This window comes from Aliiruegeria haliotis, assembly GCF_003003255.1.
GTDB classification, from domain to species: domain Bacteria; phylum Pseudomonadota; class Alphaproteobacteria; order Rhodobacterales; family Rhodobacteraceae; genus Tropicimonas; species Tropicimonas haliotis.
Map to the genome: position 1 here is coordinate 1,086,595 of NZ_PVTD01000001.1, position 15,085 is coordinate 1,101,679.

General features: G+C 65.0%; 13 protein-coding genes and 1 tRNA gene. 7 read left to right on the plus strand and 7 right to left on the minus strand.

Going from position 1 to position 15,085, the window contains the following annotated elements:
* Positions 1-105: 105 nt before the first annotated feature.
* The 6 genes from CLV78_RS04860 to CLV78_RS04885 are packed head-to-tail and all read right to left on the minus strand — an operon-like array spanning position 106 to position 4,990.
* Complete coding sequence (locus CLV78_RS04860) at positions 106-600, minus strand: hydrogenase maturation protease (RefSeq protein WP_106203593.1); 495 nt, start codon at positions 598-600, stop codon at positions 106-108.
* Entirely contained in the window at positions 542-1,831 is a 1,290-nt protein-coding gene (locus CLV78_RS04865) for a Ni/Fe hydrogenase subunit alpha (RefSeq protein WP_106203594.1), read from the minus strand. Before CLV78_RS04865 ends, CLV78_RS04860 begins: the two co-directional genes overlap by 59 nt.
* Entirely contained in the window at positions 1,824-2,591 is a 768-nt protein-coding gene (locus tag CLV78_RS04870) for an NADH-quinone oxidoreductase subunit B family protein (RefSeq protein ID WP_106203595.1), read from the minus strand. Before CLV78_RS04870 ends, CLV78_RS04865 begins: the two co-directional genes overlap by 8 nt.
* A 1-nt stretch (position 2,592) precedes the next feature.
* On the minus strand, positions 2,593-3,441 hold the full coding sequence (locus tag CLV78_RS04875) for an FAD/NAD(P)-binding protein (protein ID WP_245924832.1): 849 nt from the start codon (positions 3,439-3,441) through the stop codon (positions 2,593-2,595).
* Entirely contained in the window at positions 3,434-3,904 is a 471-nt protein-coding gene (locus CLV78_RS04880; RefSeq protein ID WP_106203597.1) for a cyclic nucleotide-binding domain-containing protein, read from the minus strand. The genes CLV78_RS04875 and CLV78_RS04880 overlap by 8 nt, the downstream gene beginning before the upstream one ends.
* Positions 3,905-3,907: 3 nt before the next feature.
* Positions 3,908-4,990, minus strand: a complete 1,083-nt coding sequence (locus CLV78_RS04885) for a 4Fe-4S dicluster domain-containing protein (protein WP_106203598.1) — start codon at positions 4,988-4,990, stop codon at positions 3,908-3,910.
* A gap of 155 nt (positions 4,991-5,145) precedes the next feature.
* Here CLV78_RS04885 and acsA point away from each other — a divergent pair, with 155 nt between their 5' ends.
* The 6 genes from acsA to CLV78_RS04915 all read left to right on the plus strand — a co-directional run bounded on the left by acsA (position 5,146) and on the right by CLV78_RS04915 (position 12,161).
* Positions 5,146-6,888 (plus strand): acetate--CoA ligase, encoded by a 1,743-nt coding sequence (acsA, locus tag CLV78_RS04890; protein ID WP_106203599.1) that lies wholly within the window; start codon positions 5,146-5,148, stop codon positions 6,886-6,888.
* Positions 6,885-8,888 (plus strand): pyruvate dehydrogenase (acetyl-transferring) E1 component subunit alpha, encoded by a 2,004-nt coding sequence (pdhA, locus tag CLV78_RS04895; RefSeq protein WP_245924833.1) that lies wholly within the window; start codon positions 6,885-6,887, stop codon positions 8,886-8,888. Before acsA ends, pdhA begins: the two co-directional genes overlap by 4 nt.
* The gene (locus tag CLV78_RS04900; protein ID WP_106203600.1) at positions 8,885-10,078 is read left to right on the plus strand and encodes a dihydrolipoamide acetyltransferase family protein; all 1,194 of its coding nucleotides are present in this window, start codon (positions 8,885-8,887) and stop codon (positions 10,076-10,078) included. The genes pdhA and CLV78_RS04900 overlap by 4 nt, the downstream gene beginning before the upstream one ends.
* On the plus strand, positions 10,075-10,323 hold the full coding sequence (locus CLV78_RS04905) for an acyl carrier protein (protein ID WP_106203601.1): 249 nt from the start codon (positions 10,075-10,077) through the stop codon (positions 10,321-10,323). Before CLV78_RS04900 ends, CLV78_RS04905 begins: the two co-directional genes overlap by 4 nt.
* Before the next feature lie 535 nt (positions 10,324-10,858).
* On the plus strand, positions 10,859-11,713 hold the full coding sequence (locus CLV78_RS04910) for a hypothetical protein (protein ID WP_106203602.1): 855 nt from the start codon (positions 10,859-10,861) through the stop codon (positions 11,711-11,713).
* Positions 11,714-11,975: 262 nt separating this feature from the next.
* On the plus strand, positions 11,976-12,161 hold the full coding sequence (locus CLV78_RS04915) for an argininosuccinate lyase (protein ID WP_106203603.1): 186 nt from the start codon (positions 11,976-11,978) through the stop codon (positions 12,159-12,161).
* 374 nt (positions 12,162-12,535) lie between these two features.
* On the opposite strand, the gene CLV78_RS04920 is transcribed toward CLV78_RS04915, so the two are convergent.
* Positions 12,536-12,611: transfer RNA gene (locus CLV78_RS04920), tRNA-Thr, on the minus strand.
* Positions 12,612-13,053: 442 nt separating this feature from the next.
* On the opposite strand from CLV78_RS04920, the gene CLV78_RS04925 reads away from it, so the two are divergent.
* Entirely contained in the window at positions 13,054-14,979 is a 1,926-nt protein-coding gene (locus CLV78_RS04925) for a DUF3604 domain-containing protein (protein ID WP_106203604.1), read from the plus strand.
* Positions 14,980-15,085 lie beyond the last annotated feature (106 nt).

The following is a 15,085-nucleotide window of genomic DNA, read 5'->3' on the forward strand; positions in this document are numbered from 1 at the left end:
TCCCGGCTCAAGTATAGCGCCGATGCGACGCGCGCGCGTTGATCGGCGTCATGGAAGCGGGGTTTGCGGCCCGGCATCGCAACCGGCGCCGACTGGAAATCCGGGTCAGCGGACGGCCTGAGTCAACTCGGCCACGACGGCACTTGCGGCACGGGCCACCTCCGCCGACAAGCCCGCCCTGGCGGTGAAATCCGCCCCCTCGATCCCGATCACCTCCAGCCGGTCGGGCAAGCGGCCCAGCCGCCGGGCCGTTTCAACCGCTTCGGCGAGGCCGAATTCATGTGTCGAATTGTGAAACAGCGGCCGGGGGAGTGACGTCTTGATGGCATCGAAACGGACGATGCTGCCCGGGGCGGACCCGCTTCGGGTGGCGTCGATCAGCGTCAGGTTCGTTTCTGTCCCGAAAATCCAGATCAGGCCCATACCATCCGCCGACCAGACCCGTGCACGCAGGCCGCCGTCGGCGAGCCGGGTTGCAATCCAGGGACCGACGCCATCGTCGCGCCGCATGGCATTGCCGAAACCGATGACGAGCCGCCGATCAGCCACGATCCACCGACAGGTCGAGGAAATGCGTCGCACAAGAGATGCAGGGGTCATGGTTGCGGATCACCTGCTCACAGCGCAATCGCAAGGCGGTGTCGTCGAGCCCCCGCGAGGCCCGGATCACCCGTTTCAGATCGGCTTCGATCTGTGGCTGGTTCTGCGACGTCGGCGGCACGATGGTGGCGGAGACGATCCTGCCCTTCGCATCGATCCGGTAGCGATGATGGCAGATCCCGCGCGGTGCCTCGGTGCATCCCTGCCCGATCCCGGCGCGGGGATGCACCTCCGCTGCGGGCGGGTCGGGCGGCACGTACGCACCTGCCAGCCGCAGTGCTTCTTCGCAGGCATATTGGACTTCCAGCATGCGGACGAGGATCGACCTGAAGGGATTGCATTCGACCTCTGCCACCCCGCAATCCTGCGCCGTCTTCAACACGGTTGGGCCAAGATGGTCCCGGTTCAGGGCGTAGCGTGCCAGCGGCCCGACAAGGTAGGCCGCGCCATCCCGCATCCGTCCGTGAAGTGCGGTCGAGCGGACCACCTGCTCCTCTGTGAAATGGTCGTGGAAGTCGCTGACGGGTATGTCCAGCCCCCGGCTGGAGCCAATCCGACCGGCTTCGATCGGGTAGACCTGCGGATGGACCATGGCCACAAAGGTATAATCGCCCCGGTCGTCGGGAAAGTCGAACTCCGCGAACCGAAGCGCCAGCGTGCGGGCGGCACCGATCCCCCATTCCAGCTCCGGAAGGAGGGCGGAGATGGCGGCCCTGTCCGGCGCCCGGAAGAAGCCGCCAACCCGGGTATTGACCGGGTGGACGGCACGGCCACCGATCACTTCCATTATGTCATTGCCAAGTTTCTTGAGCCGCAGGGCCGTGGTCACCAGCTCTGGTTCGACCTCCGAGATCTCGATGATGTCCCGCAGCCCGAGGTAGTCCGGCGCATGCAGCATGGCAGCGTGCAGGACATGGCTCTGGATCCATTCGCCACAATAGATCAGCCGTCGCAGGGCGGCGATCTCGGGCGGGATGTCGGTGCCCCACGCCTGCTCCACCGCCTGGCAGGCGGAGGTGATGTAGGCAACCGGACAGATGCCGCAGATCCGGCTGGTGATATCGGGCGCCTCGGTGGCCTCCCTGCCCTGCAACAGCCCTTCGAAAAAGCGTGGCGGCTCGAAGATCCGGAACTCGACGATCTCCACGTCGTCGCCGCGCAATCGCACGTGCAACGCCCCCTCGCCCTCGACGCGGGCCAGTGCATTGACGGTGATGGTCCGCTCACTCATGGCGTGCCGCCTCCTCCGCAAATGGCTGGGCGCCAGCGTTGAAGCCCCGGTAGAGTGCCATGATCTCTCCCGCCGTCATCCCAAGGTCCCGCAATTGCGCGGACATGGCCGCGCAATTCGCGCCCTCCACGGGCCCGAAGCAACCGTAGCAGCCCCGCCCGATCCGTGGGCAGAGGTTGCCGCACCCGGCCCGTGTGACCGGTCCGAGGCAGGGGGTGCCCGTTGCGACCATGACGCAAACGGTCCCCGCACGTTTGCACTCGGCACATTGCGCGACATCGGGAAGATCGGGCCGCCGCCCGGCGAGGCTCGCCGCGACAAGCTCCAGCAGATCCCGACGGGACACCGGGCACCCCCGCAGTTCGGCATCGACCGCCACGTGATCCGACACGGGCGTCGAGCGTTCCAGAACCTCGATGAGCGCGGGATCCGGGTAGACGCTGCGTTTCAAGGCGTCGAGGTCGCGCGTATCGCGGAGCGCCTGGATCCCGCCCGCCGTGGCGCAGGCCCCGATCGTGACGAGCCGGGCCGAGGCTGCCCGGATTTCCCGAATGCGCACCGCGTCCTGCGCAGTGGTGATCGATCCCTCGACAAGGGAGAGGTCATAGGGCCCCGCCTCCACGCGGCTGCTTGCCTCCAGGAAGTGAGAGATCCGGACCGCCCCGGCCAGCTCCAGCAACGCCTCTTCGCAGTCGAGAAGGCTCAACTGGCACCCGTCGCAGGACGCGAATTTCCAGATGGCAATGCGGGGCGCACCCATATCAGATCCCCCGTATCCTGAGCCGCGCGGCGACCCGGTCCCACCGGAACACCGGCCCGTCGCGGCAGACGAAATCGGCACCGAACTGGCAATGTCCGCAGCTTCCGGTGGCGCATTTCATGTTGCGCTCCATGCTGATCCACTGCGCATCCGGCGGCACGCCCATATCCTCCAGTGCAAGGCAGCAGTGCCGCATCATCACTTCCGGCCCACAGACTAGCGCGCTGACATTGGCCGGATCACACCTGTCCAGGGCCCGCGCCAGACGCGTGGTGACGACCCCAACCATGCCGGACCAGCCCGGCGTGGCACGGTCCACTGTCACCGAAAGCGCGAGCGCGGGCTCGCCCGCCCAATCCCGAAGCTGCTCCGGATAGAGCAGGTCCGTTGGGCTTCGTGCGCCAACCACCAGAATTATGGACCGGAACCTCTCTGGCATGGCCAGCGCCTGCAGGATGGCTGGTCGCAGCGGGGCAAGGCCAAGCCCGCCCGCGACGATCAGCAGGTCCCTGCCCGCCTGCGCATCCACGGGCCATGGTTTCCCAAAGGGACCGCGAAGGCCCAGCATATCTCCCGGTTGCAACTGGCACAGCGCATGAGACACAGCCCCGACATCCCGTATCGTGTGCAGCAGGCTGTCCGCGTTGCCCGGATCACCGGAGATCGAGATCGCGATTTCACCGACCCCGAATGCGTAGAGCATGTTGAACTGCCCCGGCCGGAAGGGCGCCAACCGGCCATCGACCGGGCAGAGCGACAGGGTCGCAACGTCGTCCGGCCCCTGCCGACGGTGCGCCACACGGGCCCGCATGGGCAACAGGGCCGAGGGTATCCGGGCCGTTTCAGGCACCCTCGCCACCATAGAGATCCGCCACCTGAAGCCTTTGCGCCCGGAACCGTGCCGCCAGATGCGGCAGCCAGTACTTGAAAAGCTGGTAGCCCAGCATCGGGTCGTCGTCGCATTTCCCGCGCAGGCAGGCCGCATCGAGGCCGACGCAGCTGACCTCCGTCAGGGCGCGGGCGTCGAACAGGGTTCTGTAGGGCGGGATCAACCACCCCCAGCCAAGGATATCGCCGCCGTGAACCGTCTCGACCACCGTCGGGCTGATATGGGCGGCCGAGATCTCGATCGCCACATCGCCCTTGCGCAGTACATAGACCAGCTCCGCCGGCGCTCCTTCCTTCTGGATCAGCTCGCCCGCTCCGAAATGGAAGTTGCGGGCGCAACCGGCCAGCGTTTCGATCGATCCCGCATCGAAGCGCCCAAGGATCAGGTGATCCGCCAGCAGTTCCGGTATGCTCTGAACGTCCATCGTCTAGTCCCCCTCAGTCAATGCCCGGGCCTCGGCAACGAGGTCGATCCCCGCCGGACACCATGTGATGCAGCGCCCGCACCCGGTGCAGCCCGAGGTCCCGAACTGCTGGTGCCAGCCGGACAGCTTGTGCGTCATCCACTGCCGATAGCGCGCGGCACCGCTCGACCGGACTGGCCCGCCGTGCACTTCGGAGAAACCTGGCGTGAAACAGCTGTCCCACCGTTCCCAACGCTCCGCCCTCTGGTCGGAGAGGTCGGTGCGGTCGACGATATCCGTGCAGAAACAGGTCGGGCAGACAGCGGTGCAATTGGTGCAATGCAGGCACCGTTTCGCGATGGCCTCCCAGCGCGGCGATTCCGCCGCCTCTGGCAACCGCTTTGCAACGTCCTTCGGCAGGGCGCGTGTCTGGCTGGCGGCGGCTTCCGCGATGCGCGCCCTTGCGCGCGCGCGCATGTGATCGGACGCGCGGCGAAGTCCAAGTCCCTCCAGCAGTGACGCGCCCGCGTCGGTCCCCACCTCGACAAGCATTCCTTCGTCCGTCTCCGTCAGGGCAAGGTCGAAACCGTCCTCCGCGCGCGGGCCGGTCGCGGTGGATACGCAGAAACAGGTCCGGGCGCTGCGCCCACAATTGACCGCAACGATCCGCGTGGCCGATACCCGGGTTGCATGGGCGGGATCAGCTGCGCGGCGGAATACCTCTGCCTGACGCGCGATCGCGGCAAGGTCACAGGCACGCACGCCGAAAAAGATCGTGGGCGGCCAGTCCTCCACCTCCGGGCGGATCTCGAACCCGTCTTCATTGCGCAACGCCCTCCAGAGCCGGCGCTCGGGAGGGTGCAGCCAGTGTTTCCAGCCGCGCGGACCGACAACCGCATCGAACCAGCGCCGCGTGGCCCCCTCCTCCAGCCGGTAGTGACCGGGCGCCTGGCTGTCCAGGATGCCGCGTGGCAGGTCATCTGCGTCCTGCACCACATCGGGCACCAGCGCACCCTCGCTGAGAACCGGCGCAATAACCCGCCAGCCCGCCGCCAGGAAGTTCTCCAGCAGCAGGCGCGGGTCATCCAGGGCATAGCACTCACGCATCCCGGCCTCCGGCAGAACCTTCGGTCTCGCCGCGGGGTGCAGCCACCTTCCGCGGCCGATGCGTCATGATTGCCCACTTTCGGACGTCTGGCGTTGACGTGGGTCATGGCGCGCAGGGGCAACAGATGCGAAAATAAGAATGGGAGGAATCCGCCATGCTTGGTACGATCCGGAAAGAGTCCGGAGGGACTCGAGGTGTGTCTCTTCCCGATCCGGATGAGACACGCAGGACATTCACCTGGGACCTTGCGGAGGCGTTGCTTGACGGCTTGCCGGACGGTGGGCTGAACATCGCCCACGAGGCCGTCGATCGCCATGTAGGCGCGGGCTACGGAGAGCAGGTCGCCATACGCTGGCTGGGCAAGACCGGCACCCGCGAGGATATCACCTATGCCGATCTGGCCGAACGGACGTCGCGCTTTGCCAACGTGCTGAAGGCACAGGGCCTTGCGGCCGGCGACAGCGTGTTCGGCCTGATGGGACGGGTGCCCGACCTCTACGTCGCTGCCCTTGGCACGCTGAAGGCGGGACTGGTCTTCACACCGCTCTTTTCCGCCTTCGGGCCGGAGCCGATCCGCACCCGGATGGAGATCGGATCGGCGCGGGTTCTGGTGACGACCGAAACGCTCTATCGCCGAAAGATCGCGAACTGGCGGGCAGAGATGCCGACCCTGAAGCTGGTCCTGATCCTCGGCGACGCGGCACCGGAAGGCTGCCTTGCCCTCGGTCCGGCAATGGCGGCGTCCGAGACGGTTTTCGACGCCGCGCAGACGCTGCCCGAGGACCCCGCGCTGATCCACTTTACCTCTGGCACAACCGGCCGCCCGAAGGGGGCTGTGCATGTGCACAAGGCGGTCATGTATCACGCGATTTCAGGTCGTTACGCACTGGAGCTGACCCCCGGTACGATCTACTGGTGCACCGCCGACCCGGGCTGGGTGACCGGCACCTCCTACGGGATCATCGCGCCGCTGGTGAACCGGGTGACGATGATCGTCGACGAGGCGGAGTTCGACCTCGACCGCTGGTATTCCACACTTGAGCGCGAACGGGTGGAGGTCTGGTACACCGCCCCCACCGCTATCCGGATGATGATGCGGGCGGGCGACGCCGCAGCGAAGTCCCGCGACTTCTCGGCCCTGCGCTTTCTCGCATCGGTCGGAGAGCCGCTGAACCCGGAGGCCGTGGTCTGGTCGAACCGCGTTTTCGGCAAGCCGTTTCACGACAATTGGTGGCAGACCGAAACCGGCGGCATCATGATCGCCAACCTGGCGGCACAGGACGTGCGGCCGGGCTCCATGGGCAAGCCGATGCCGGGCATCCGCGCCGGGATCGTCGCACGGTCGGCCGCCGGCGTGACCGAACTGGGCGACGGTGATATCGGCGAACTGGCCCTCAGGCCCGACTGGCCCTCGATGATGCGAAGCTATCTGCACGAGCAGGCCCGCTACGACAGGTGTTTCGTCGATGGCTGGTACCTCTCTGGCGATCTCGCGATGCGGGACAAGGACGGCTACTACTGGTTCGTCGGACGTGCCGACGACCTTATCAAGTCCTCCGGCCACCTCGTGGGCCCGTTCGAGGTCGAAAGCGCATTGATCGAACACGAGGCAGTTGCAGAGGCCGGCGTCATCGGCGTGCCGGACGACACCGCGGGCGAGGTCATCAAGGCCTACGTGGTGCTCAATCCGGGCTTCGAAGCGACCGGGGCGCTTGAACGTGCGATCCGTGGCCACGCCCGGAAACGGCTCGGCGCCGCCGTCGCCCCGCGGGAGATCGTCTTTCGCAAGACCCTGCCCAAGACCCGCTCCGGCAAGATCATGCGCCGCCTCCTGAAGGCGCGCGAACTCGGGTTGCCGGAGGGAGACATCTCAACCCTGGAGACTGACGAGACATGACGGTTATGGACAAACCGCGCCTGACGCGAGACCACGTCCTGTCGCTTCTGACGGGAATGATCAGAATTCGGAAGTTCGAGGACAAATGTGCCGAACTCTACCAGCAGCAGAAAATCCGCGGCTTCCTGCATCTCTATGACGGTGAGGAGGCGATTGCCGCCGGGGTGATTCCGGTCCTTGGCCGCGATGACAAGATCGTCGCCACCTATCGTGAACATGGGCAGGCCCTTGCGCGCGGTGTGCCGATGACCACCGTCATGGCAGAGATGTACGGCAAGGCGGAGGGGTGCTCCGGCGGCCGCGGCGGGTCGATGCATATCTTCGACAAGGACACCAACTTCTATGGGGGCAACGCCATTGTCGGCGGCGGGCTGCCGCTGGCCACCGGCATCGCGCTGGCCGACAGGATGCGCGAACAATCTCACGTCACCGCCTGTTTCTTTGGCGATGGCGCGGCAGCCGAGGGCGAGTTCCACGAGGCACTGAACCTCGCCGCGCTGTGGGACCTGCCCGTGCTCTTTGTCTGCGAGAACAATGGCTATGCCATGGGCACCGCCATCGACCGCTATGATTCAGAAACCGACATCCACCAGAAGGCCAGTGCCTACGGGATCGAGAGTCGCCGGGTGGACGGGATGGATGTGGTCGCGGTGGAGGTCGCTGCACGCTCCGCCATCCGGCACATCCGGGAGACCGGCAAACCGGTGTTCCTCGAATGCCAGACCTACCGCTTCCGCCCGCATTCGATGTTCGACGCACAGCTCTATCGCAGCAAGGCGGAGGTCGCCGAATGGCGAAACCGCGGCCCTATCGTCCGCTTCCAGGACTGGTTGCTGGAAAACGGGTTGCTGCATGCGGAGGATATCGTCCGCATCGAGGCGGCCGCCGATGCCGAGATCGCCGAGGCGGTCGACTTTGCGGAGGCGGGCACCTGGGAGCCTGTGGAAGATCTGCTGAAGCACACCGTGGCAACCGCGCAGCCCGATCCATTGCCGACCGCTCCGGCTGGCCGGACGGAAGAGGTCACCTACCGGGAGGCCGTGAAACAGGGCATTCGCGATGCGCTCCAGCGCGACGATCGTGTTTTCCTGATGGGCGAGGATGTCGGCGCCTATGGCGGCTGCTACGCCGTCTCCAAAGGGTTGATCGACGAGTTTGGCGAGGATCGCATACGCGACACGCCGCTGTCGGAATCCGGTTTCACCGGCGCCGGAATCGGCGCAGCGGCCGCCGGCATGCGGCCGATTGTCGAGGTGATGACAGTGAACTTCTCGCTGCTGGCCCTCGACCAGATCCTCAACACCGCCGCCACGCTCCGCCACATGTCGGGTGGCCAGTTCGGTGTTCCCGTGGTGATCCGGATGGCGACGGGCGCGGGCAAGCAACTCGCCGCGCAGCATTCGCACAGCCTGGAGGGCTGGTTCGCCCATATCCCGGGTCTCAGGGTCCTTGCCCCCGCGACGCTGGAAGATGCCCGGGGGATGCTCTGGACCGCGCTGGAAGATCCCGATCCGGTGCTGATCTTCGAGAATGTCATGCTCTACAACCGCACCGGCCATCTCGATGTGAATGCCGGACCCGTCGACATCACCCGGGCGGCCGTGCGGCGCAAGGGAGATGACGTCACGCTCATCACCTATGGCGGTTCGCTGCACAAGGTGATGGACGCAGCCGGGACGCTGGCCCGCGATGGCATAGAGGCCGAGGTCATCGACCTTCGCGTGCTCCGCCCGCTGGACGATGCAACGATCATCGCCTCGCTCGCCCGCACCCGTCGCGCGGTCATCGTGGACGAAGGCTGGAAAAGCGGCTCGCTCTCGGCAGAGATCGCGGCGCGGATCCATGAACAGGTCTTCTGGCACATGGATGCGCCGGTTGGACGGGTCTGCGCGGCTGAAGTGCCGATCCCCTACCCGGCCCATCTCGAACAGGCGGCGATCCCGCAGGTTCCACAGATCGTTGCGGCGGCCAGGGCCACGCTTGGGCGGGGGGCGTCATGAGCATTTTCCAGATGCCGTCGTTGGGCGCCGACATGGAGGCCGGTACGCTGGTCGAATGGCTGGTTCGCCCGGGAGATCGTGTGACGCGGGGCGACATCGTGGCCGTTGTGGAAACCCAGAAAGGCGCCATCGAGATCGAGATCTTCGAGGACGGGATCGTGCATTCCCTGGACGTGGAGTTGGGCGCCAGATTGCCCGTCGGCGCGCAACTCGCAACGATCCTGTCCGACGGAGAGGCGCCGCCGTCTGCCCCGGCGGCGCCAATACCGGACACACCCTCGTGCGCGGCGGTTGCGCCTGAAATGTCCGCACCGCCACCGCGCCCGGACACGACGGCGCCAGTACCCACCGGCTTCGGGATCGCCGCCTCGCCTGCGGCGCGGCACCGGGCGGCAGAATGCGGCCTGGATCTCGCCGGAGTGACCGGACGCGGCCCCGACGGCGCGATCCTGTTGGCCGACGTGGAGGCGGCGGCCACGGGTGGGACCACCAAAGGCACGCCACGGCCCGCCGCCACCAGCGATGCGATGGCGCAGATGCGCAAGGCGATTGCAGCGGCCATGCAGCGCTCCAAGCGCGAGATCCCGCATTTCCAGCTCGCCCAGACCATCGACATTCATACCGCCTCGGACTGGCTTGCGGCCCGCAACGCCGATGTCCCCCCCGGTGAGCGCATCCTGCTGGGCACGCTGTTCATGAAGGCCGCCGCCGTGGCAGCCGCAAATGTGAAGGAGATGAACGGACACTACGAGGCGGACGGGTTCCGCCCGGCACCGGGCGTCAACCTGGGCGTCGCCGTGGCCCTTCGTGGCGGCGGCCTTGTCGCACCTGCGATCCCGGATGCGGACCGGCTGCCGCTGCCTGCGCTGATGGCAGCCATGAAAGATCTCGTCTCGCGCGCCCGCGCCATGCGCCTGCGTTCCTCGGAACTGACTACCGGCACGCTGACCGTGTCCAGCCTCGGCGAGACAGGCGCCGACGCCATGAGCGGCATCATCTTCCCACCACAGGTGGCCCTGCTAGGCATCGGCGCACCGAAGCTTCGGCCGTGGGTGTTGGACGGGACGGTGGTTCCGAGACGGCTGGCCACGTTTACCCTTTCGGCCGATCACCGGGTCAGCGATGGCCGCCAAGCCAACCGTTTTCTCGCAGAGATCGAAACAGCACTGCAACACCCGGAGGCCCTATGACACGTGAAGACGCCAGAATTGCTTTCCTTGAAGAACTGGTGAAGGTGGCGCCGGACCTGGATCCCGGCTCGATCGCGGATGGCGATCACATACAGGCTGACCTCGAACTGGATTCGATGGATGTTCTCAACCTCGTGGCGGCGCTGCATGAGCGCCTTGGCGTCAACATCCCCGAACCCGACTATGTGAAAATCGCCACGCCCGCGCTTGCCTCGGTCTATTTGAGCCAACGATTGGCGGGATAAGGCTCGCCCTCCGGACGAGGCGCAATTGCCTGCGGCGATCCCCTGCCAATCCCGGCAAATCCTTCCCGCCACCCATGTCTGCCGCGCAATGCCCGGAATGCGTTGTCTGGGCGCTTCGCCCGAACGATCCGCAAACTGCCAGGCGGGTCGTGTCCACAGTCAACGGAAAGGTCCACGCGGGCTGCAATGGCAGACGGATCGCTTGTGGCTTGCGGACCCCCAGCCATCGCAACACGGGTCGCGGTCGCCAGGCCGGGTTGCGTCCGGCTGGAAGCGCTGGGGCGTGACCCCGGAGCGATCCACGCGCGTCAGGCCTCCCTGCCCGCCCATCCGCTTGCCACACACGCTGCCCCTTTTTTCGCTGCGGCCGAACCCGATCCCGATCATCGCATCGCCACTTTCCGCCCGGATCAGGCCGCCCCCGCAGCCAAAGCTCGCGCAATCCCGTGCAAAAATCGGGGTTTGTCAGCAGATGCTGCATGTGGATATCGTCTATGGGGACGCCCGATGACCATCAGGACCGGAGAGCAAACCGATGGACGCCACGACCACAGCATCGCTGTATACCGAGATCACCATGCCGATCCTGTCGATTCACTGGGTCGCCTTTCTACTTCTGCTCGCCCTGCCCACGGCAGCGATCGTGGGCTATTTCACCGGAGCGGCGCGTCGAAAGTCGCTCCTTGCACAAGGGCAGAAAGTCGATGCCGTGGTGGGCGAGGCAACGCTGGGGGCGATCCTTGCTCTCCTCGGTCTGTTGCTCGCCTTCAGCTTCGGAAATGCCCTTGGGCTTACGAACGAACGCAAGTCCGCGATGGTCGAGGAAGCTGCGTCGCTGGGAACCGTCTTTCTCCGGGCCGACTACCTTCCCGATCCCGGGCGCACCGAACTTCAGAAATCGATCCTTGAGTATGCCAAGACCAGGATTTTTCCCGGCAATGGGCAGATCAACAACGAGGAGAATGCGCGCGCCTTCATTGTCCGGACCCTTGAGGCTCAGGCGAAACTTTGGCCGCTCACCCTGGAAGCAACGCGGGATCCGACACCAAACCCAATCAAGACCTTTGTTGCCAGCGCAATGAACGATGCCATCGACGCACATCTCTTCCGGCTCAAGGCATTGTCGAACCCCGTGTCGGATATCACGCAGTCCATGTTGCTCGCCGCAGCACTGGTATCCCTGTTCCTGCTTGGAAACAGATCCGGGATGGTTGGCCGCAAGCTCACCTGGCGGACATTTGTGTTTTCCGGATTCCTGTTCGTTGTCATGGTGACCATCGTCGACACCCAACGTGGTGGCGAGGGGTTTGTCCGGATAGATGATTTCGCGTTGAGAGCGACGATCCATGAATTGGAACAGACTCTCGCAAGCCGTGGGATCAGTGGATAGCGGCCGTTCCGACCCACCACGTCAATCGCACGCGGATCGCAGGGCGCACGCGACGGTATGCGCCCGGTCACAGTATTACCGGTCACGGCCAATTGCGCACGCGCTTCAGTGACGACCCTGACAGATCGCCGACCTCCCGTTCGACCAACATTGCATCGCCCGCACATCCGCTGTTCGCTGGTCGACAAACCCGAAAGGCCATTTCGGCTTGCCCTCGTGGGGACCGAATGTGCAAGTCACCTTCTGGAAGGAAGGGTTTGGAATGATTCGAGGATTGCTGATCCCGTTCGGGTTACTGTCGCTCCTGGCCGGTTGCAGCGCGGACGGCGAGCGGATTCCGCCGAACGAGACCATACGCGCGTCCGGCATCACGATCTCGGGTCAGGCCGTAATGGGCGTGGTGGGCGGTTCGGGCTCGTCGGCGCAATTCGTTTCAGGGCTCAAGTAAACGCGGACCTACCCCGCCGCGCCCCAATGTGAAGGCGGCAGCTGGCACGTGATCTGCAGAGGATCGACCACTGTCCAAAACAGCCTGCACTCGGCGACTATTGAATGGCAAAGGGCCTGCGACACGGCTTTTCCATGTTCAGGCGGACCAATAGCACGGGGCCATGTGGGACCGAAATTTGGCTGGTCTTCGCGCGCATCGGAACAGTGCTTGTTGGCACGCACCGAGAGCACATACGGGCCGGGATACGATACGAAGACTCCCTTATACGGGATCGAAGTGCGCAATCTCGTCGCTTCCACCGCGAAAGCTTGCCGGAATCACACTTCAAAAACGCAACGTATCGCATTGATATTTTTGCATTATGTAGATCGTGGTGCCGGCAGAGGGACTTGAACCCCCGACCCCCTGATTACAAATCAGATGCTCTACCAGCTGAGCTATACCGGCACTGGCGGTGGGTTTACTTCCTGCCCCGGCAACAGGCAAGGGTCCAATGTTGTTTCCCTGCGGCCAGCAGAGAGGTGTCTGTCACCGGCAGAGGAACCACTACTGGCATCGCCAAGGTTTACAGGCAGCAGTGCCCCTTTTGGCCGAGCCCGGGAACGCAAGCGTTGCCGCATGCCCGTACGTCGGAGACAGCGTCTCGCCATGTGCTCCGCTTCGGGCACGAACTTGTTTCTCTGCCCCTGTGGAACAGCGCCAACCCAAGCGCCGATCTACCGCGAAACCACGCGCCTCGGTTTGACTGGCACTCGCCCTGCCAGCCGCCAGATCCACACTGCCGACAAAACAGATGAGAAACGAGCCGAGTCGCGGTAGGCTGAGGCAATTACACCAGGGGGATGACCAATCCGGGGCATCCGTTTCACACAGATTTTGGGAGTCCGACATGTTTACGCGCGCCTCAACTGCTGCCTGTTTGGTCCTTGTTGCCGGTTCCGCCGCAGCCCAGATCCACCCGAGCCCGGAATCGCTGAGCGGGCTTTATCCAGGGAAGGCCTATTCGCCCTACGCCGAACGCGGCTTTCCCTCGAAAGTCTACTGGGGGGACACCCACCTTCACACGGGCTACTCGATGGATGCCGGCCTCTTTGGCAACACCACCGGTCACGACACAGCCTACAAGTTTGCCCGTGGCGAAGAGGTCATGGCGGCCTCCGGTCAGCCGGCGCGCCTTGCACGGCCGCTGGACTGGATGGTGTTGACGGACCATTCCGACGGCATGGGGCTGATCTTCGACCTCAAGGATCAGAAACCCAACGTCATGGAGTTCGAGCAATCGCGCCGTTGGGCCGAAGGGCTCTCGGAGGGAGGCGAGGCCAGCGCCGCCGCCGCGCTCGACCTGATCACCACGTTTTCGCAAGGGGCCATCGACCCCGACCTGATGGCGCAATACTCGCCGGGATCAGCGATCTATGCCACGGTCTGGGAGACCGTGGTTCAGAAGGCGGAAGAATACAACGAGCCGGGCGTCTTCACCGCCTTCATCGGCTACGAATGGACGTCTCTGGTGAAGGGCAACAACCTGCACCGCAATGTCGTCTTGCGCGACAACGCCGACCGGGCGCTGATGGTCGAACCCATGGTCACGCAGCCGCCGGTGGGCTCGACGGACCCGTTGGACCTCTATCAATGGCTGGAGGAGTACGAGTCCAAGACCGGCGGCAAGGTGCTGTCGCTTTCCCACAACGGCAACCTCTCCAACGGATTGATGTTCCCGACCGAGCAGCAATACACCGGCGCTCCGATCGACGAGAATTACTCCCGTTTGCGGCACAAGTGGGAGCCGCTCTACGAGTTCACCCAGATCAAGGGCGACGGAGAAACCCACCCGGTCCTGAGCCCGGAGGACGAGTTCGCGGACTACGAGACCTGGGATGTTGGCAACCTCGACCTTACGGAAGCCAAGACCGAGGACATGCTGAAACGCGAATACGCCCGGGAAGCGCTCAAGCAAGGCCTCGCGCTGGAGAAGAAGCTCGGCGTGAACCCCTACAAGTTCGGCGCTGTCGGATCGACAGACAGCCACACATCGCTGACCACGGCAGACAGTGACAACTATTTCGGCAAGGCGACCAATGCCGAGCCCAGCCCGACCCGGATGCAACATCCGTTCACCAAGACCGACAAGGGAACCTTCGAGGGCTACGAGCTTGTGGCCTCGGGCTACACCGGCGTCTGGGCGGAGGAGAACAGCCGCAAGGCGCTCTGGGACGCCATGGCCCGCAAGGAGACCTACGCCACCACCGGCCCACGCATGATGGTGCGGTTCTTCGGGGGATGGGACTATTCCGAAACCGATCTGCGGTCGCGCCAACCGGCCTTCGCGGGCTATGAGCGCGGCGTCCCGATGGGCGGCGACCTGCGTGCAGCCCCTGATGGCGCAGAGGCACCGACCTTCATGGTCTACGCGCTCCGCGATCCCGTCGGGGCCAATCTCGACCGGATCCAGATCGTGAAGGGCTGGATGGATGCGGCCGGGGATCTGCATGAAGCTGTCTATGATGTCGCGTGGTCCCAGGGCCGCGAGCCCGATGCCGATGGCAAACTGCCGGCGGTGGGCAACACGGTGGACCTCGACGCCGCGAGCTTCACCAACACCATCGGAGCGCCGGAGCTGATGACGGTCTGGACCGACCCGGATTTCGACGCCGGAGAAGCCGCATTTTACTACGCACGCGTTCTGGAGATCCCGACCCCGCGTTGGGTGGTCTACGACAAGGTGCGTTTCGGCGTGGAGATCCCCGCCGAAGCCCAGACCAGCCATCAGGAGCGGGCCTACACATCAGCGATCTGGTACGGCCCGGAGGGCTGAGACCATCTCAGACCGGCCAACCACGCCTTCCCTGATCGCGGCGCGGCCCGTGTCCGGACGGCGTGGGCAGGTCGCTGGCCCTGACCCTGTTACCGCCTGGGTGAAG